This window comes from Rhizobium lentis, from assembly GCF_017352135.1.
GTDB classification, from domain to species: Bacteria; Pseudomonadota; Alphaproteobacteria; order Rhizobiales; family Rhizobiaceae; genus Rhizobium; species Rhizobium lentis.
This window is the reverse complement of sequence record NZ_CP071454.1, coordinates 1479157-1497115: the sequence shown is the minus strand read 5'-3', so window position 1 is coordinate 1497115 and position 17959 is coordinate 1479157. Positions and strand designations below refer to the sequence as shown.

17 protein-coding genes and 1 tRNA gene are annotated in these 17959 nt (G+C 62.0%); 11 read left to right on the top strand and 7 right to left on the bottom strand.

All coding sequences use genetic code 11. From position 1 onward, the window contains the following. Window positions 1-9: 9 nt before the first annotated feature. Both J0663_RS07200 and J0663_RS07195 read right to left on the bottom strand, forming a co-directional pair. Window positions 10-1938 carry an autotransporter assembly complex protein TamA gene (locus tag J0663_RS07200; protein ID WP_207243749.1) on the bottom strand — a complete coding sequence of 643 codons (1929 nt, stop codon included), beginning with the start codon at window positions 1936-1938 and terminating at the stop codon, window positions 10-12. A 169-nt stretch (window positions 1939-2107) separates the two neighbouring features. Next, on the bottom strand, window positions 2108-2365 hold the full coding sequence (locus J0663_RS07195) for a YMGG-like glycine zipper-containing protein (protein WP_207243748.1): 258 nt from the start codon (window positions 2363-2365) through the stop codon (window positions 2108-2110). 325 nt (window positions 2366-2690) lie between these two features. Here J0663_RS07195 and hemA point away from each other — a divergent pair, with 325 nt between their 5' ends. The 7 genes from hemA (at window position 2691) to J0663_RS07160 (ending at window position 11409) form a co-directional block, all read left to right on the top strand. Continuing rightward, window positions 2691-3905 carry a 5-aminolevulinate synthase gene (gene hemA / locus J0663_RS07190; protein ID WP_207243747.1) on the top strand — a complete coding sequence of 405 codons (1215 nt, stop codon included), beginning with the start codon at window positions 2691-2693 and terminating at the stop codon, window positions 3903-3905. A gap of 349 nt (window positions 3906-4254) precedes the next feature. Next, the gene (locus tag J0663_RS07185; RefSeq protein WP_207244455.1) at window positions 4255-5232 is read left to right on the top strand and encodes a LacI family DNA-binding transcriptional regulator; all 978 of its coding nucleotides are present in this window, start codon (window positions 4255-4257) and stop codon (window positions 5230-5232) included. A gap of 54 nt (window positions 5233-5286) precedes the next feature. Beyond that, window positions 5287-6525 (top strand): ABC transporter substrate-binding protein, encoded by a 1239-nt coding sequence (locus tag J0663_RS07180; RefSeq protein WP_207243746.1) that lies wholly within the window; start codon window positions 5287-5289, stop codon window positions 6523-6525. A gap of 68 nt (window positions 6526-6593) precedes the next feature. Further along, entirely contained in the window at window positions 6594-7511 is a 918-nt protein-coding gene (locus J0663_RS07175; RefSeq protein WP_207243745.1) for a carbohydrate ABC transporter permease, read from the top strand. Continuing rightward, window positions 7508-8371: a carbohydrate ABC transporter permease gene (locus J0663_RS07170; protein ID WP_207243744.1), complete on the top strand. Its 864-nt coding sequence runs from the start codon at window positions 7508-7510 to the stop codon at window positions 8369-8371. The genes J0663_RS07175 and J0663_RS07170 overlap by 4 nt, the downstream gene beginning before the upstream one ends. 19 nt (window positions 8372-8390) lie before the next feature. Further along, entirely contained in the window at window positions 8391-10313 is a 1923-nt protein-coding gene (locus J0663_RS07165) for a glycoside hydrolase family 127 protein (protein ID WP_207243743.1), read from the top strand. Window positions 10314-10335: 22 nt separating this feature from the next. Continuing rightward, on the top strand, window positions 10336-11409 hold the full coding sequence (locus J0663_RS07160) for an ABC transporter ATP-binding protein (RefSeq protein ID WP_207244454.1): 1074 nt from the start codon (window positions 10336-10338) through the stop codon (window positions 11407-11409). Window positions 11410-11427: 18 nt separating this feature from the next. Here J0663_RS07160 and dxr read toward each other — a convergent pair whose 3' ends face one another. Beyond that, complete coding sequence (gene dxr / locus J0663_RS07155; RefSeq protein ID WP_207243742.1) at window positions 11428-12618, bottom strand: 1-deoxy-D-xylulose-5-phosphate reductoisomerase; 1191 nt, start codon at window positions 12616-12618, stop codon at window positions 11428-11430. 375 nt (window positions 12619-12993) lie between these two features. Between dxr and J0663_RS07150 the strand changes: the two genes are divergently transcribed. Beyond that, window positions 12994-13644 carry a hypothetical protein gene (locus tag J0663_RS07150; RefSeq protein ID WP_207243741.1) on the top strand — a complete coding sequence of 217 codons (651 nt, stop codon included), beginning with the start codon at window positions 12994-12996 and terminating at the stop codon, window positions 13642-13644. A gap of 62 nt (window positions 13645-13706) precedes the next feature. After that, a complete protein-coding gene (locus J0663_RS07145) occupies window positions 13707-13997 on the top strand; it encodes a BON domain-containing protein (RefSeq protein WP_207243740.1) in 291 nt (96 codons plus the stop codon). Window positions 13998-14085: 88 nt separating this feature from the next. On the opposite strand, the gene J0663_RS07140 is transcribed toward J0663_RS07145, so the two are convergent. Next, window positions 14086-14238, bottom strand: coding sequence for a hypothetical protein (locus J0663_RS07140; RefSeq protein ID WP_207243739.1), 153 nt, complete (start codon window positions 14236-14238; stop codon window positions 14086-14088). Between the two features lie 112 nt (window positions 14239-14350). After that, complete coding sequence (locus J0663_RS07135) at window positions 14351-14611, bottom strand: hypothetical protein (protein WP_207243738.1); 261 nt, start codon at window positions 14609-14611, stop codon at window positions 14351-14353. Between the two features lie 146 nt (window positions 14612-14757). On the opposite strand from J0663_RS07135, the gene J0663_RS07130 reads away from it, so the two are divergent. After that, window positions 14758-15282, top strand: coding sequence for a DUF2937 family protein (locus J0663_RS07130; protein WP_207243737.1), 525 nt, complete (start codon window positions 14758-14760; stop codon window positions 15280-15282). 92 nt (window positions 15283-15374) lie between these two features. Here the strand turns inward: J0663_RS07130 and J0663_RS07125 are convergent. Together J0663_RS07125 and J0663_RS07120 are read right to left on the bottom strand one after the other, a co-directional pair. Beyond that, window positions 15375-15451: transfer RNA gene (locus tag J0663_RS07125), tRNA-Arg, on the bottom strand. A 54-nt stretch (window positions 15452-15505) separates the two neighbouring features. Continuing rightward, a complete protein-coding gene (locus J0663_RS07120; RefSeq protein ID WP_207243736.1) occupies window positions 15506-16669 on the bottom strand; it encodes a M20 aminoacylase family protein in 1164 nt (387 codons plus the stop codon). 155 nt (window positions 16670-16824) lie between these two features. Here J0663_RS07120 and J0663_RS07115 point away from each other — a divergent pair, with 155 nt between their 5' ends. Then, window positions 16825-17958, top strand: a complete 1134-nt coding sequence (locus tag J0663_RS07115; protein ID WP_207243735.1) for a D-alanyl-D-alanine carboxypeptidase family protein — start codon at window positions 16825-16827, stop codon at window positions 17956-17958. The last annotated feature ends 1 nt before the right edge of the window (window position 17959 follow it).

The following is a 17959-nucleotide window of genomic DNA, read 5'->3' as shown; positions in this document are numbered from 1 at the left end:
TCGGCAATCCTAGAAGGACTGGCCGATGCCGGCATAAATTCCATAATCTGTGCCATCTTCGTACTTGTTCAGCGGCACGGCAAAATCAAGCCGCAGCGGGCCGAAAGGTGTGGCATATCGTATTCCCGCGCCGGCGCCGGCGCGAATATCGGAAAATCCCGGGAAGGTGCTGTCCGCTACGGTGCCGACATCGATGAAGGGCACGATGCCGATCGTATCGGTGATCTTGATGCGTGCCTCCAGCGAACCGGTTACATAGGAGCGGCCGCCGGTGGCATCCCCATCGTCATTATAAGGCGAGATTTCCTGATAGGCATAGCCGCGCACAGAGCCGCCGCCGCCGGCGAAGAAACGCTGCGTGGCCGGAATGTTCTCGATTCCGCCGCTGCTGACCAGAGTACCGGCTGCGACCTTGCCGGCAAGCACCACGCCATCCTCTGCGCCGAACGGCAGATAGCCGGAGATCGAACCCTCGAATGCCGCATAGGGCGTGGCATTGAAGACCTCGTAACCGGGCTTTGCCGAGACTGTTGCGCGATAGCCTTCGGTCGGGTTGAGCTTGTCGTCGCGCGCGTCGCGATCATATTGGAGCGGCAGGGCGACGGTCAGGTAGTCGTTGGTGCCGAAGGCGTCGTCGTCACGCTCCCAGCTGACCTCGCCGCTCGCCGAGACCGTATCCTGGTCGGTCAACTCGTAGGAAAGGCCGAGCGAGGCGGTGACGAGCGTCGCATTATAGGCATCCGGATTTTGGGTCTTGGCAACGATGCCGGCTTTCAAAGTGGCGGCGGGGAAGAAGGCGCCCGGCTTGGTAAAAAGGATGCCGGCGGAATAATCGAGGCTGCCAACATCTGTGGTTTCGCCGAGCCTGGAGACCGATCCCTCTATCCGCAGCGTTTCGGCTTCACCAAACAGGTTGCGGTGGCCCCAATAGCCCTGGACGCCGAAGCCGTCGGTGGTGGAATACTGCGCGCCGACGCCGAAATAGCGCCTCTTGCCTTCGGAAACCTCGATCGTCATCGGCAGGGTGCCATCCGGCGCCAGCGCATCGCCTTCGTGAATGGTGACGCTGGAAAAGACGCCGAGGGCGCGCAGCCGCTCGCCGGCCTTCTTCAGCGCTTCCGGGGAATAGGCTTCGCCCTTGTTCAGCCGGGAGTAGCGCTGGATAAAACCGGGCCTGACCGTCTTTTCGCCGGTGACGCCGACATCGCCGATCGGTGCGACCGGTCCGCCTTCGGCAGCAAGCACGATGTCGACCGTGTCGTTCCTGTGGTCGGCGACAACCTTGCGTTCGGTCAATTTGGCGAAGGGCCGGCCTTCGCTTTTCAACTGCTCGACGATCTTTTCGCCGGCCTTGATGATGGCGAGCGAGCCGGCCTCAGCGCCCGGGGCGAGGTCGTAATCGGCGGGATTGCGGCTTGCGGCATCGCCGCCGAACTGAACTTCCTTGACCCTGAAGACGGGGCCGGGAACGATGTCGACGGTGACCGGGATAGGCGCGGAACGGTCGAATGTCGGATTGGGTGGCAGGTCGTCGATGTTTCTGCCGTCGATGGTGATCGTCACCACGCCGCCATAGCGCGCCTTTTCATAAAGGGCGGCGATCAGCCGGTCACGATCGTCGCGCGCTTTAACGACGATGCCGAGATCGCCCGAGACAGGTCGCTTCTGGTCGCTGACCAGCCGGGAACTGTTTTCCAGGGCTTTCTTGAGATCGGGGTCGGCGCTATCGGCTTTGAGATCGACCGTGTAGCGTACAGGATCGGGCACCTGTTCGCCTTCGTCTTCCTCCTTGCCGAAGATGGTGATGCCGAAAAGCTTGAAGGCGTAAGCGTCGCCGATCAGGACCGGTGAGAATGCAGCCGCAGCTGCCATCACCATCATGGTGCCTGTTCGCCGATACGCAGTACCTGTTTTCGGACCTGTCCCTCTAATCCGCATCCGCTGCTTTTGGTTACGCTTACAATGAAGCTTCGTTGCCCAGCCGTGAATAACTTAGCGGCAAAATCGCGCAGGGTGTACCATTTTAAATTGACGACGCGCCGATTCAGTACAAAAAATCCCGGATGTGTGTCCGGGATTTCCTGTTTTTGCCGGTTTGCAAGCGCTCTCAGCGCGGGCAAGAATCGATGTAGCGGCGGCCGTAGCGATCGCGATAGTAGCACTGGCCGGGCTGTTCGGCGACGCTGCCGATGAGGGCACCGGACACGCCACCGATGGCGGCGCCGACCGCCGCGCCACGAACGTCGCCGGTAACCGCGCCACCGATGACGGCACCTGATGCAGCGCCGATGCCCGCACCCTGCTGGGTCGGCGTGCAGCTTGCGATCGACAGGCCGATCAATGCGAATATGACAGCTTTCTTCATTACGTTTCTCCTGGGTTGTCGCCCAATGGGCATAGGCCGTCCCTTTTGTTTTTTTGGCACGCTAGCTCGAAAACTATGTCGGAAGAAAGGGTTGTCCACACTTGCCCCGACTTTTTTGCGAACCGGTCCTGTCACGACCCCCCGATTTCGGGAATTTTCGGTCGCCTTCGGCAGGATCGATTTCATTGATCGCAGCGCGGATATTTTTTATCTGGAATCATTCAAAAAACTGGGCCTTTTGCCGCAGTTGATGTTAAAGCAAAGGGTAAGCATTGACGCGCGGACGTCCGGTCGGCAAGAACGGCCGCGCGAACTGGAGCATATGATGGATTTCGAAGCATTTTTCAAAAACGAGCTGGACGGGCTTCATGCCGAGGGCCGCTACCGCGTTTTTGCCGATCTCGAGCGTCACCGCGGCAACTTCCCGCGTGCGACGCGTCATACGGCCGATGGCGAGAAGGAAGTCACGGTCTGGTGCTCCAACGATTATCTCGGCATGGGCCAGAACCCGAAGGTGATCGAGGCGATGAAGACCGCCATCGACCACTGTGGCGCGGGTGCGGGAGGCACCCGGAATATTTCTGGCACCAACCATTATCACGTCCTGCTCGAGCGGGAGCTTGCCGACCTGCACGGCAAGGAAGCGGCGCTGATCTTCACCTCCGGCTATGTCTCCAACTGGGCCGCACTCGGCACGCTCGGCGCCAGGATCCCCGGCCTGATCATCTTCTCCGATGCGCTCAACCATGCCTCGATGATCGAGGGCATCCGCCATGCCAAGTGCGACAAGGTGATCTGGAAACACAATGACGTCGCCGATCTCGAAGCCAAGCTTGCCGCCGCCGATCCGAAGGCGCCGAAGCTGATCGCCTTCGAGAGCGTCTATTCGATGGATGGCGATATCGCCCCGATCAGGGAAATCTGCGATCTCGCCGACAAATATGGCGCCATGACCTATCTCGACGAGGTGCATGCGGTCGGCATGTACGGCCCGCGCGGCGGCGGCATTGCCGAGCGCGAGGGACTGATGCACCGGCTGACGGTCATCGAGGGCACGCTCGGCAAGGCCTTCGGGGTGATGGGCGGTTATATCGCCGCCTCTGCGGCGCTGTGCGATTTCATCCGCTCGTTTGCCTCCGGCTTCATCTTCACCACCGCCCTGCCGCCGGCGCTCGCCGCCGGTGCGGTCGCCTCGATCCAGCACCTGAAGGTCAGCCAGTTCGAGCGCGCCCGCCACCAGGACCGGGTGCGCAAGCTCAGGTCGCTGCTCGACCAGCGCGGCATTCCGCATATGCAAAACCCCAGCCACATCGTACCGGTGCTGGTCGGCGATGCGGCCAAATGCAAGTGGATCTCCGACCTGCTTCTCGACAATTGCGGCGTCTATGTCCAGCCGATCAACTATCCCACCGTGCCGAAGAAGACCGAGCGGCTGCGCATCACGCCCACACCGCTCCATTCCGACGCCGATATCGCCCACCTCGTCGAGGCGCTGCATTCGCTCTGGTCGCGCTGCGCACTCGCAAGGCATGTCGCCTGACCTGTCTATGATCGCGTGTGTTCAAGCCGCGAATCAAGACTTCCAGGGGAAGTCCTGATGGTGATCGTTTTCGCTCGGTAAGACATTCCGTCGAAACTCCCTTCGCCTTTGACGACATCATCCGCTCGGCGTTGATCTCAACATCGACGGCACATCGCGGTCGGCCGGCCGACGCGAATCTTTCCTCCCCACGCTCGCCGCGCTGTCATGCATTCGAGTTGCCGATTTCGATGAGAAAACCTTTTCTCACTTGACATGCGGCTTGGTAAAAGCTTTTCTCAAGCCACTGCAGAAGGAGGACGGGCTGAACATATCGGGAGGAAAAAGAGGCAGGATCACCATTCATGAAGTGGCGTCAGCTGCCGGGGTTAGCATCTCGACGGCGTCTAAGGCTCTCAATGACACCGGCCGGATGGGGACGGAAACGCGCGATCGGGTGAAGCGGATCGCCGGTGAAATCGGATATCGGCCGAACGCGCTGGCGAGAGGTCTTCTCAGCAAACGCAGCTTCACCATCGGGCTGCTGACGAATGACACCTACGGCCGTTTCACGCTGCCGGTGATGGCGGGTATTTCAGACGCGCTTGTCGATCACGGAGTTTCGGTCTTCCTGTGCGCCATCGAAGACGATCCGGCGCTCGCCCAGATCCATGTCGACGCGATGCTGGACAAGCAGGTTGACGGCATCATCGCGACGGGAAAGCGGCTGGACAGGCGTCTGCCTGTCGATCTGTCGAATTTGCATGTGCCTGTCGTCTACGCCTTCACGGAGGGGACTCAGAACAGCGTTACCTTTCGTTCGGACGACGAACAGGGTGCGAGACTGGCCGTGGAATGGCTCGTGAAGATCGGGCGGCGGCGGATCGCCCATATCACCGGGCCGGAGGATTTCTTTTCGGTGCGGGAACGCGCCGGTGCCTACCATCAGGTGGCCGGCCACAGCGAGCCGGTGCTCTACGGCGTCTGGTCGGAAAGCTGGGGGCACGAGGCGATCGAACAGCTTTGGAAGAGGCCGGGACAGAAACCGGACGCGCTCTTCTGCGGCAACGACCAGATCGCCCGCGGGGTGGTGGATGCCTTGCGCGAACGCGGCGTCAAGGTGCCGCAGGACGTTTCGGTGATCGGCTTCGACAATTGGGAGATTGTCGCGGCCCAGACGCGGCCGCCGCTGACGACGGTTGATATGGAGCTGAAGGAGCTCGGGCGGCAGGCCGGATTGACGGTGCTGGCGCTTGCGGAGGGACGGCCCGTCGAGCCGGGTGTCCGGAAATTGCCGTGCCGGCTGATCGTCCGGCAGTCATGCGGGGGCAAAGCTCCCGAGACATGAAAGCAAGGGAATGAGCAAAGGCGCAGGGAGATGCGCCATATCGGGAGGAGTGTCATGATCAAGCGTCTATTGGCGGCGACCAGCATCGCTACCTTGTGCCTGTTTTCGGCCGCGTCGGCTGCCGAGAATGTCGAAATGTGGGTTCGCACGGGGATCGGCGACTCCTTCAAGAAGGTGGTCGAGGCCTATAATTCCAGCCACGACAACAAGGTCGTGGTGACCGAGGTGCCGTTCTCCGAGCTGGTGCAAAAATATGCGACGGCGATCGCCGGCGGGCAGGCACCTGATGCGCTGTCGATGGACCTCATCTATAACCCCGCCTTTGCCGCGGCCGGCCAGCTGGAAGACCTCACGGATTGGGCGAAGTCGCTGCCCTATTTCAATTCGCTGTCGCCGTCGCATGTACGTCTCGGCACCTATCAGGACCGGGTCTACGGCCTGCCGCTGTCTGTGGAAACTTCGGTCTTCGCCTGGAACAAGGATCTCTACAAGAAGACCGGTCTCGACCCGGAAAAGGCGCCGGCGAGCTGGGAGGAAATTACCGCCAATGCGGAAAAGATCCGGGCGCTCGGTGACGATACCTACGGCTTCTATTTCTCCGGCGGCGGCTGCGGCGGCTGCATGATCTTTACCTTCACGCCGCTCGTCTGGGGCGCTGGCGCCGATATCCTGTCGGCCGACAGCAAGACGGCGACGCTCGATACGCCTCAGATGCGCAAGGCCGTCGACATCTATCGCAACATGGTCAAGAAGGATCTCGTGCCGGCGGGCGCCGCCAGCGACAACGGCACGAACTTCCTGACCTTCACCAACGGCAAGATCGGCCAGCAAAGCCTCGGCGCTTTTGCCATCGGCACGCTGGTGACCCAGCATCCCGAGATCAATTTCGGCGTCACCCTCATCCCCGGCGTCGACGGCAAGCCATCGTCCTTTGCCGGCGGCGACAATTTCGTCATCACTAAGGGCACCAAGAAGGTCGACGCGGTGAAGGAGTTCCTCGAATATATCTATTCGATGGACGGCCAGAAGATCATGGCGAAATACGGCAGCCTGCCGACGCGCGGCGACATCGCCGACAAGGTGCTGGAGGGTCTCGACCCGCGCATGCAGGTCGGCCTCAAGGCGATCAGCGTCGCCAAGACACCCTATACACTGCAGTTCAACGACCTGATCAACAGCGCCAACGGCCCATGGGCGAGCTTCACCAACGCCGCGATCTTCGGCGACGATGTCGACGGCGCGTTCTCGAGCGCCCAGTCGGAAATGCAATCGATCATCGATAGCGGCCAATAGTTCTCCCAGGCCGCGGCCGGGGAGCGGTGGCAGCTTCCCGGTCAACTTCCACAGATGCGGAGCGTTTGATGACCGGTTCCGGTTCCAAGACCCTATTGCCGCGGCGCAAACGGCGGCGCAGATCCAACTGGCGCGGCCTTGCCTACATCGCGCCGGCTATGGCGCTGGTCCTCGTCTTCTTCATCCTGCCGGTTATCTTCACGGGGTGGATGAGCCTGCACAACTGGCCGCTGATGGGGGCGTCGCGCTGGATCGGCTTCAACAATTACTTCCGCATGGTCAACGACACCCGTTTCATGACGGCATTGAATTTCACCGCCTATTATACCGTGATCGTGACCGTCGCGATTTTCGCCGTCGCCTTTCCGCTCGCAATTTTCGTCGAGAAGGAACGGCAGTTCGTCGGCGCCTACCGCACGATCATCTTCCTGCCTGTTGTCGTCGGCCTTGCCACCGCCTCGCTGCTTTGGGTTTGGCTTGCCAATGTCGACAGCGGCTTCATCGGCCCGGCCCTGAAAGCGCTCGGTTTCGTCGAAAAGAGCCCCAATCTGCTTGCCACCTTCGACACTGCCTTTCTGACCATCGTGGTGATGGTCGTCTGGAAGATCGCCGGCTTCACCATGATCATTCTTCTGACCGGGCTTCAGGCCATTCCGGCCGAACTGACGGAGGCGGCCCGGATCGACGGCGCCGGCCGCTGGCAACGTTTCCGGCACCTGACGCTGCCGCTGATGCGCAAGACGATCGCGCTGGCGCTGATCGTCTCCGTCACCGGCTCGATCCTCGCCTTCGACCAGTTCTACATCATGACGGCGGGCGGACCGCAGAACAAGATGATTTCGGTGGTCTACTACATCTTCAACCAGTCCTTCGTGTCGTTCAATCTTGGTTATGGCGCCGCACTCTCGATCGCGCTTCTCGCCATCCTGGTCGCCATCAGCATCGTGCAGCTCTGGCTGCTGCGCGTCGGGGAGGAGCGTCCATGACCACTTCGAGGGAGCGCCGCGCGCGCAAGGCCATCCGCACGAAGTCGGCCTATCATCTCATAGGCATCGCCATCTCGATCTTCTTCCTCGCACCCTTTGCCATCACGCTGCTCTCCTCCTTCCGGCACGGCGCCGAAGCCAGCCTGCCGCCCCTGCCGCCATGGCCGACCTCCGGCATCAGCTTCGATGCCTATGCGCTGCTCGATACGTTCGGCGCCGGCATCTGGCGGCATATGATCAATTCGCTGTTCGTGTCGGTCGCCACCGTGGCGCTGACCGTTCTCGTCAGCCTGCTCGCCGGCTACGGCTTCTCGCGCTATCGCTTCCCGATGAAGAATGCGCTCTTCGTGCTGATCATCGCCACGCTGATGATCCCGTTCCAGTCGATCCTGACGCCGCTCTTCATCATCCTGGCGAAACTCGGGCTCAACAATTCGCTGCTCGGGCTGACGCTCGTCTATGTGACGCTGCAGCTGCCCTTCTCGGTCTTCATGATGCGCAACGCCTTCGACGCGGTGCCGAAGGAGATCGAAGAGGCCGCGCGCATCGACGGTGCGCGGGACCTGAGGCTGCTCGCGCGTGTCCTCCTGCCGCTAGTGCTTCCGGGTGTTGCGACAGTTGCGATCTTTGCCTTCCTCAATGCCTGGAACGAATTCCTTGCCGCGCTCGTGCTGCTTTCCAGCAACGAGAAATACACCCTGCCGGTGCTGATGACGGCGGTTCGCGCCGGACGACTCGGCGCCATCAATTGGGGAGCGGTGCAGGCCGGTGTCGTCGTCATGACGATCCCCTGCCTGATCGTCTTCCTGCTCCTGCAGCGCTACTACATGCGCGGGCTGATGGCCGGCGCGGTGAAATGAACGAGAGAAAGAGGAGCCCATGACCCAATCAAGCAATGACCGCCAGTTTCGCCCCGTCGCCGTTCCCGATGTCGAGCTCGGCGGCTTCTGGGGCAAATGGCAGGATGCAGTCTGCAATTCCACTGCCGAGACCCTGCTCGACCGCTGCGTCGAGGCCGGCATGCTGACGGCGATCGACGTCAGCCAGCCGAGCCCCGGCGTCGTCATTCCCATTCAGCCCTGGGGCGGCACGACGCAGATGTTCTGGGATTCCGACCTCGGCAAGTCGATCGAGACCATCGCCTATTCGCTCTATCGCCGGCCAAACCCGAAGCTCGAGGCGCGCGCCGACGAAATCATCGACATGTATGAGAGGATGCAGGATAAGGACGGTTATCTGAACGCCTGGTTCCAGCGCGTCGAGCCCGCCCGCCGCTGGACCAATCTGCGCGACCATCACGAACTCTATTGCGCCGGCCATCTGATGGAAGCCGCGGTCGCCTATTATCAGGCAACCGGCAAGCGCAAGCTGCTCGACATCATGTGCCGCTATGCCGATTACATGATCAAGGTCTTCGGCCATGGCGAGGGGCAGATCCCCGGTTATTGCGGCCATGAGGAGATCGAGCTGGCGCTGGTCAAGCTCGCCCGCGCCACCGGCGAAAAGAAGTATCTCGACCTGTCGAAATTCTTTATCGACGAACGCGGCACCGAGCCGCACTTCTTCACGGCCGAGGCTGCCCGCGACGGCCGGAGCGCTACCGACTTCCATCAGAAGACCTATGAATATGGCCAGGCGCACCAGCCGGTGCGCGAACAGAAAAAGGTCGTCGGCCATGCGGTGCGGGCGATGTACCTCTATTCCGGCATGGCCGACATTGCCACCGAATATAAGGACGACAGCCTGACGGCGGCGCTGGAAACGCTTTGGGACGACCTCACTACCAAGCAGATGTATATCACCGGCGGCATCGGGCCGGCTGCGTCGAATGAAGGCTTCACCGACTATTACGACCTGCCGAATGCCACCGCCTACGCGGAGACCTGCGCTTCCGTCGGTCTGGTCTTCTGGGCAAGCCGCATGCTTGGGCGCGGCCCCGACCGGCGCTATGCCGACATCATGGAACAGGCGCTTTACAATGGCGCGCTGCCGGGGCTTTCCACCGATGGCAAGACCTTCTTCTATGACAATCCGCTCGAGAGCGCCGGCAAGCATCATCGGTGGAAATGGCACCATTGCCCCTGCTGCCCGCCCAACATCGCCCGGCTGGTGACGTCGATCGGCTCCTACATGTACGCCGTTTCCGACGACGAGATCGCCGTGCATCTCTATGGTGAGAGCACCGCCCGGCTGAAACTTGCCAACGGCGCCGAAGTCGAACTCGGGCAAGTGTCCAACTATCCGTGGGACGGTGCGGTCACCTTTACCGCCCGGCTGCAGAAGCCGGCGAAATTCGCGCTGTCGCTGCGCATTCCCGGCTGGGCGGAAGGCGCCACCCTCAGCGTAAATGGAGAGATGCTCGATCTCGGCGTCGACATCCAGGACGGGTATGCCAGGATCGATCGCCAATGGACCGACGGCGATCGTGTGGCCCTCTACCTGCCGCTTTCGCTTCGTCCGCAATATGCCAACCCGAAGGTGCGCCAGGATGTCGGCCGCGTCGCCCTGATGCGCGGCCCGCTCGTCTACTGCGTCGAGACGACCGACAACGGCGAAGACCTCAACGCCATCGTCCTGCCTCGCGAGCTCCCGGCTGCCGAAACCGTCGTGTTGAAGGACCTCAATGATGCCGTCGCCCTCGATCTCAAGGTCGAGCGCGAGGAAACATCGAACTGGGGCACCTCGCTCTACCGCAAGACGCCGGCCGAAAGGCAGGTCGCCACCGCACGTTTCGTGCCCTATCATCTCTGGGACAACCGCGCGCCCGGGGAGATGCTCGTCTGGGTCCAGGCGGACAAGTAGGTCGTTGGGGATGACGAACGGTATGGGCAACAAGAGCGTCGTGCTCCAGGACGTGCGCAAGAGCTATGGCAATCTGCAGGTCGTCCATGGGATCGACCTGACGGTCGAGGAGGGCGAATTTGTCGTCTTCGTCGGTCCGTCCGGTTGCGGAAAATCGACGCTGCTTCGCATGATCGCCGGCCTGGAGGACGTGACCGACGGCGAGATCGAAATCAAGGGACGCCTCGTCACCGATCTCGATCCCTCCGAGCGTGGCATCGCCATGGTCTTCCAATCCTACGCCCTCTACCCGCATATGAGCGTGCGCGAGAACCTGGCCTTCGGCTTGAAGATGGCGCGTACGAATGCCGCCGAGATCGAGACGCGCGTCAAGGCCGCATCCGCGATCCTGAAGATCGACCATCTGCTCGACCGGCGGCCCGGACAGCTTTCCGGCGGTCAGCGCCAGCGTGTGGCGATCGGGCGAGCGATCGTGCGCAAGCCCGACGTCTTCCTGTTCGATGAACCGCTGTCCAACCTCGATGCGGAGCTGCGCGTCTCCATGCGCATCGAGATCGCCCGCCTTCACCGCGAGCTCGGCAACACGATGATCTATGTCACGCATGATCAGACCGAGGCGATGACGCTTGCCGACAAGATCGTCGTGCTGCGCGACGGCCGCGTTGAGCAGGCCGGAACACCGCGGGAAATCTACGAGGATCCCGCCAATACATTCGTGGCGGGCTTCATCGGCTCGCCCAGGATGAATCTCCTGAATGCCCGGTGGGGCGGAGGGGGCCAGGTCGAGGTCGCCGGCGGGCGCGTCGAAAGCGGCCTGTCACCTGCGGACAGGCCGGCCGCTGCGGCCGTGACGCTCGGTCTGCGGCCGGAGCATCTGACGGTGGCATCCGACCGTTCAGGCAGCCTGACGGCAAGGGTCGATTTTTCCGAATATCTCGGCGGAACGCAGTATCTTTACTGCCAGCTCGGCGATGGCCAGTCGCTCACCGTCGAGCATCGGTCGCCGACCAGCATCGCCGCCGGCGAGCAGGTCAGCCTGCATTTTGAACCGTCGAATTGCCGATTGTTCGACGAGGGCGGCAATCGGCTGCGATAAGTGCGGCCGCCTGCGGCCTCAGCCAACGAGGTCGAGTTTCATCAGCTCCACCGCCCGCTGCCGGGCTTGCCTGTCGGCGCCAAATACATCGTCCATGCCGGCTGCCGGCGGCAGGCCGGCCAGATCGTCCATGACCTTCTCGGTGACCTCGGCCATGGCGAGGAAGGACAGGCGCCCCTCGATGAAGGCTTCAAGCGCCATTTCCTTGGCGCCGTTCAGCACCGCGCCCTGAACACCGCCGCGCGTCATCGCAAGGCGCGCCAGCCGCAAGGCCGGGAACCGCACCTCGTCCGGCGCCTCGAAATCAAGCCGCGCCAGCTTCGCAAAGTCCAGCCGCTCGACCGGCAGGTTCGGTCGGCGCGGATAGGAGAGGGCATAACCGATCGCCGTGCGCATATCGGGCGCGCCGAGCTGGGCCAGCACCGAACCGTCGCTATAGCCGACCATGGAATGGATGATCGACTGGGGATGGAAGATGACCTCGATCTGCTCGGGGTTCAGGCCGAAAAGGTGCCGGGCCTCAATCATCTCCAGCGCCTTGTTGAACATCGAGGCGCTGTCGATCGAGATCTTCAATCCCATCGACCAGTTCGGATGGGCGCGCGCGGTTTCCACCGTCACATGCTTCATTTCCTCCAGCGATGCGGTGCGGAAAGGACCGCCCGACGCCGTCAGGATAACACGCTCGACGGCATGGCGCTGGTTCTCTTCCAGCACCTGGAAAATTGCATTGTGCTCGCTATCGACGGGAAGCAACCTGCCGCCGCCTTCGCGGATCGCCTTGATGAACAGATCGCCGGCCGAAACCAGACACTCCTTGTTGGCCAGGGCAATATCGGCGCCGCGGCGCGCGGCGGCGAGCGTCGGGGCGAGCCCCGCGGTGCCGACGATTGCCGCCATCACCCACTCGGCTTCGCAGTCGGCCGCTTCCATGAGCCCGGATTTTCCCGACGCGACCGCTATGCCGCTGCCGGCGAGCGCATTCTTCAGCGATTCGTAATGCCGGTCGCTTGCCGTCACCGCCAGTCGCGCGCCGGATGCTCTCGCCTGTCGGGCCAGCAATTCGATATTGCCGTTGCCCGTGAGAACGGAAATTTCGAAATTCTCCCGCCCGCCCAGGTGTTCGACGACATTGAGCGTGTTGCGGCCGATCGAGCCGGTCGAACCGAAGATGCTGAGGCGCCGCGGCGCGGTTTTGCCGGTCGTCATGTAGAATTCACGAAAAAATTCCTGTCGTAAGTTCAGGCTCTACTAGGGTTTGGAGGGGGCGGCAAGTGTGCGGTGCAGCAGATTTCCCCCTCAAGGGGTTTACAGAGTGGCGGCGGGATGTGATCCTAATAACATCCCGGCAGGGATCGTGATTCCCATGCTGCCGGTCATGGTCGCATGATTATTCGGGCGCTGCGGCGTCCTTTGAAGAACGGGCACTTGGCTGCCTCCGGCCTTTCTGGCCAAACATTAATCGAGGATGACATCGGGTGTTCGGCTTGGCCGCGCTGCCCGCCCGTGTTCGCTGCGGGCACTTTGGTGCGAAATCGTGCCGTTCGATGAGCCAGCCCGTGTCAGTCAAGACGATCGGATCACATGACGAGATTTAAAATAGCCATCAGTCTTTTCGCCATCCTGCCTTGGCTCACCGCCGCTGCAAAGGCGGACGACCTGCTGATCTGGTCGCCCGCCAAACTTTCGGACCGGTCGTACAAGGCGACGATGGGTTTTCGTCTGCCGGCGGAATGGGAAACGAGCGCCGGCGCCGACCTCGCGCTCGCCGCGACTAAAGGCGGCGCCCTGCTGCCTGAATCCGAACAGGCGATGCTCTGGGGTCGGATCAGCCGGACAAGCGTCACGCCGGCCGGCCGGTCACAGCAGGGCGTGCGTGTCAGCGTCGATACGCTGCGCGGCAGCGGTGCGTTGACGCTCAGCCGTTCGCGCAGCTGGATCCTGTCGGATTCGCTCGACATGCAAACGAGCCGCTCCGTCAGCGTCGGTTACGACCCGGTCGATGCCCGGCCAGCCTCAGTGACGGCGTCGCAGGCGCTGAAACTCATCCATCCCTGGACCGGAACCTCGCTTTCGGCCGGTGCCGGCCTTAGCGATACCAGCGGCGACTTCTCCAGTTCGGTGGCCATCAGCCAGACGATCCTGCCGAACCTCAATCTCGACGCCGCGATGAACAATCCGTTTTCGGAGGATGAAGCCGGCAGCGTCAATCTCCGCTATCGCATCAACTGGTAACGCGCTGAAACCAAAACCAGCCGACGGACGTTTCTTTTCAAGGTTTCACAGAGGAACGGATCATGGTTTTCAAGGAGCAGACATTTCACGGGCTCGCGCCTGAAATGGAAGCGGAAATCGCCAATCGCGCATCGGTCGAGGCGGCCGTCGCCAATGCGCTGGCGATTGCTGGCGGCATCGACGCATCCGATGTCGAGGTCACGATGGAGGACGACCTGGTCGTGCTCAGCGGTATCGTCGGCACGGTCGGCGAGATCGAGCGGGCGACCGCGGTCGCCAGGGCCGTCGAGGGCGTGCATGAGGTGCAAAATCGAATTCTGCTCGGCGGATCGTCGCTGGACGGCACGCATTGAGTGTCGGCTGCTGCGCTGTCAGCGGCGCGGCAGCGAAATGCGGTCAGCGCGCCGCGCGCTCCAGGCTGCCGGAGCGCGCTCGGGTTGATCAACCGGCGAAGCGCTCGACAAGGAACGTTGAGCCGGCCAGACGATCGGTCTTCGCCGTGGTCACCGGCCCTGGTGGTTGATGGGCGATGGCGAGCAGCAAAGCGCTGACGGCGACATAGGTGATTGCCAAAAGAGTCATCTTGATACGCATGCTGAATACTCCCGTTTCGCGATAAACGTGGCCGATATTGCGAAGTTCCTCATCGGCGCAATCTGGCGAAGAGCCCGGCGTCGTCGGCGGGGCTCGTCTGCGTGGGGGCGTCTCATCGGCAGATCCGGGTTTCTTTGACGATCGTGTGGCCGTGACGGCGGATCTTCTCCGTCTTGGTGAAGCAATCGCGGGAAACGTAGCGCTCCCTCATATGGTGGCGGTAATAGGGGCGATGGCGGTAATAGGGGCGTTCCGACTCGCCGTAATAGGGACGGACGTCATCCGTGGTGATGGTGACGCTTGCCGCTTGGGACGGCAGGGCTGACAAAACGGACGCCGCGGAGAGCGTGCAGGCGAGGATAAACTGTTTCATGACGAGCCTCTCTTTCTGAGTTTGTCCTGCCGTCAACTCGCCGGAAGCGCTGCCGGTTCAATCACATAGCATTACCGATTGTGTCGAAGGCAGAAACCTTTGCGGCTGCGGATCGTTAGCGCAGGGAACAGCCGGAGACATCGATCATGGGACAGATTGCAAGGATCATCGCCATCGTCGCAGGACTTGCCGGCGGCACGGTCTTTTCGCAGGCGCCCGAATTTGCACAGCAATATCGCCAGCGGATCGGCGGCGCGATCGATGAATTGCGGGTCATCGTCGACGACTTCAACCGCCAAGCCGCTCAGCACCACCTCAACCGCCAGCAGGCGCTTAGCGCCTATGCGCAGTCCGCCGACGATTTCCTGCGCGACCGCGGCGTCTCGATGCAAAGCACGATCACGCGTTACGAAAAACTGCAGTTGCAGCAACTTAAACTCGCCACCGCCGCCCCGGTCGCCAAACCCTTCGTGCTTCTGGGCAATGCCGATGACGTCGTCTTTGCCAATACCTGGCGTGATTTCGTGCCCGGTGTTCCGGTCAGCTTTGCGGGTCTCGTCTGGGGCGCAATCGGTTTTGTCGGCGGATCGGTTGTGGCGGCGCTGCTGGGGTTTGGTGTGCGGCGGATCATAAGGAGACGAGGAGCCTATCGTCAGGCGCCGCGAGCTTGACACGGGGCAAAGCCGTCCCGCGGCGATCTACAAGACGAGATCAGCCATTCCACCCATTCCCGCAGTGGCCATATGGCTCAGCGCTTGAAAAATGGTGATCCCGGCGCGATTCGAACGCGCGACCCCCAGATTAGGAATCTGGTGCTCTATCCTGCTGAGCTACGGGACCACTTGCATGCCATGCATACAAAAGGCTTGGGGCGAAGCCAAGCCTTAATTGTTGCTAGGCGCCGAGGCGTTGTTCGGCGAGGCGGACCCAGTAGGAGATGCCGTGGGCGATGGCCTCGTCGTTGAAGTCGTAGGCCGGGTTGTGGAGGCCGGCGCTGTCGCCGTTGCCGATGAAGATGAAGGCGCCGGGACGGGCGTTCAGCATGTAGGAGAAATCCTCGCCGCCCATCATCGGATCGATTTCGGCGTTGACGTTGTCCTCGCCGGCAATGGCGCTTGCGGTGGCGACGGCGTGCTCCGTCTCGTCGGGATGATTGACGGTGACGGGATAGTTGCGATGGAAGCTGATCTCGGCCTCGGCACCGTGGGCTGCAACCAGGCCCTCGACGATCTGCCGGAAGCGCGTTTCGGCGAGCGTGCGCACCTCGGGGTCGAGGGTGCGCACCGTGCCGGCGAAGGTCGCGTCATTCGGAATGACGTTATGGGCGAAACCGGCATTGAACTTCGTCACCGAAACGACGACCGAGCGCAGCGGATCGGCGGTGCGCGAGGCGATCATCTGCAGGTTGGCGACGATCTGGGCGCCGATGACGATCGGGTCGATCGTCCGGTGCGGCTGGGCGGCGTGGCCGCCGCGGCCCTTGATGGTGACGGTGAATTCGTCGGTCGCCGCCATAATCGCGCCCTTGCGGATGGCGAACTGGCCGACGGGCAGTCCCGGCAGGTTATGCATGCCGTAGACCTCTTCGATTCCGAAGCGCTCCATCATCCCGTCCTTCACCATCAGGTTGCCGCCGCCGCCGCCCTCTTCGGCGGGCTGGAAGATGACCGCGACATTGCCGTTGAAGTTACGGGTCTCGGCGAGGTATTTCGCCGCGCCGAGCAGCATGGCGGTATGGCCGTCATGGCCGCATGCATGCATTTTTCCCGGTGTCTTCGAAGCCCAGGGCTTGCCGGTGATTTCGGTCAGCGGCAGGGCATCCATGTCGGCGCGCAGGCCGATCGTACGGCGGCCTTCGCCCTTGCCCCTGATCAGGCCTACGACGCCGGTGCGGCCGATGCCGGTGACGATCTCGTCGACGCCGAATTCCTTGAGCTTTTCGGCCACGAAGGCGGCCGTGTTTTCCACCGCGAAGAGAAGCTCGGGCCGGGCATGGATATGCCGGCGCCATTCGGCGACTTCGTCCTGCAATTCGGCGGCTCTGTTCAAAATCGGCATACTGGCGTTCCTGTTATCAAATCCGACAATCGTTGATCGCTTCACAGGGCGTGAGGCTCATGCAAATTACTTCGTCAATGACCTTTGCCATGTCATAGCCATATAGGCTAGATAGATGAAGCTTTCGAGATTTCCTGATATCTGAAGGATGAGCCGTGTCGACGAGCCACTTTGGTTTATTTGCCGCAGTGCGGCCGCTTAGCTTCCTAGTCGCTGCGACTGCCGGTTTTATTGCTTCCGTTCCGCTTGCCCAGGCCAATCCGCATATTCTCGTCGACGTGCAGACCGGCCGCGTGCTGGAGCATGAAGAAGCCTTCCGCAAATGGTACCCGGCCTCGCTCACCAAGCTGATGACCGTCTATACGGTCTTCGACGCGATCCGCGCCGGTCAGATCAGCCTCGATACGCCCATCGTCATCAGCAAGCGCGCTGCCGCGCAGCCGGCCGCCAAGATGTATTTCAAGCCGGGCCAGAAGCTGACGCTCGACAGCGCACTGAAGATTCTGCTGGTGAAATCGGCCAACGACGTCGCGGTCGCGGTTGCCGAAGCCATCGGAGGCACGCAGGAGGGCTTCGTGAACCGGATGAACGGCGACGCGCTGAAGCTCGGCATGACTGATTCGCATTTCGTCAATCCGAACGGCCTGCCCGGCAAGGGGCAATACACGACGGCGCGTGACCTTGCCGTGCTGACGGTGGCGCTGCGCCGCGATTTTCCGCAATATGCCAGTTATTTCGCGCTCGAGGGCTTCACCACCGGCCAGCAGAACGTGCCGAGCCTCAACATGCTGATCGGCCGCTTCGCCGGCGCCGATGGTATGAAGACCGGCTTCATCTGCGCCTCGGGCTTCAACCAGATCGGTTCGGCGACGCGCAATGGCCGCACCCTCGTTTCCGTCGTGCTCGGCACCGATAGCCTGGCGGCGCGCGCCGATGCGACGGCGAACCTTTTGCAAAAGGGCTTCACCACGCAGTTCTCGGGCAACGACACGCTCGGTTCGCTGAAACCTTACGGGCCGGGGCAAGACCAGGTGACCGACATGACCGCGGATATCTGCAGCGCCAAGGGCGCCAAAGTGCGCAGTGAAACCCGCGATGAGGTCGGCCGCATGAAGGTGCACTCGCCCTATATCCTGGAGATGGACCACGACCCGCGATTCGTGTTTGCCGGCCTGATCCCGGGGCAGGATCCGCAGCCGGCCGAGCAGCCGGAAAAGATGGCGAGGGGCGATACGGCCGGCGCAATCGCCAACGTGCCGGTGCCGATGCCGCGCCCGACAGCTTTTTAAG

What these genes read in the sequence shown, in the direction of transcription:
- J0663_RS07135 (WP_207243738.1), bottom strand. Translation starts at nt 14,611, where the DNA reads ATGAAACAGTTTATCCTCGCCTGCACGCTCTCCGCGGCGTCCGTTTTG.
- J0663_RS07150 (WP_207243741.1), top strand. Translation starts at nt 12,994, where the DNA reads ATGACGAGATTTAAAATAGCCATCAGTCTTTTCGCCATCCTGCCTTGG.
- J0663_RS07160 (WP_207244454.1), top strand. Translation starts at nt 10,336, where the DNA reads ATGGGCAACAAGAGCGTCGTGCTCCAGGACGTGCGCAAGAGCTATGGC.
- hemA (WP_207243747.1), top strand. Translation starts at nt 2,691, where the DNA reads ATGGATTTCGAAGCATTTTTCAAAAACGAGCTGGACGGGCTTCATGCC.
- J0663_RS07195 (WP_207243748.1), bottom strand. Translation starts at nt 2,365, where the DNA reads ATGAAGAAAGCTGTCATATTCGCATTGATCGGCCTGTCGATCGCAAGC.
- J0663_RS07200 (WP_207243749.1), bottom strand. Translation starts at nt 1,938, where the DNA reads ATGCGGATTAGAGGGACAGGTCCGAAAACAGGTACTGCGTATCGGCGA.
- J0663_RS07145 (WP_207243740.1), top strand. Translation starts at nt 13,707, where the DNA reads ATGGTTTTCAAGGAGCAGACATTTCACGGGCTCGCGCCTGAAATGGAA.
- J0663_RS07170 (WP_207243744.1), top strand. Translation starts at nt 7,508, where the DNA reads ATGACCACTTCGAGGGAGCGCCGCGCGCGCAAGGCCATCCGCACGAAG.
- J0663_RS07140 (WP_207243739.1), bottom strand. Translation starts at nt 14,238, where the DNA reads ATGCGTATCAAGATGACTCTTTTGGCAATCACCTATGTCGCCGTCAGC.
- dxr (WP_207243742.1), bottom strand. Translation starts at nt 12,618, where the DNA reads ATGACGACCGGCAAAACCGCGCCGCGGCGCCTCAGCATCTTCGGTTCG.
- J0663_RS07120 (WP_207243736.1), bottom strand. Translation starts at nt 16,669, where the DNA reads ATGCCGATTTTGAACAGAGCCGCCGAATTGCAGGACGAAGTCGCCGAA.
- J0663_RS07165 (WP_207243743.1), top strand. Translation starts at nt 8,391, where the DNA reads ATGACCCAATCAAGCAATGACCGCCAGTTTCGCCCCGTCGCCGTTCCC.
- J0663_RS07175 (WP_207243745.1), top strand. Translation starts at nt 6,594, where the DNA reads ATGACCGGTTCCGGTTCCAAGACCCTATTGCCGCGGCGCAAACGGCGG.
- J0663_RS07180 (WP_207243746.1), top strand. Translation starts at nt 5,287, where the DNA reads ATGATCAAGCGTCTATTGGCGGCGACCAGCATCGCTACCTTGTGCCTG.
- J0663_RS07130 (WP_207243737.1), top strand. Translation starts at nt 14,758, where the DNA reads ATGGGACAGATTGCAAGGATCATCGCCATCGTCGCAGGACTTGCCGGC.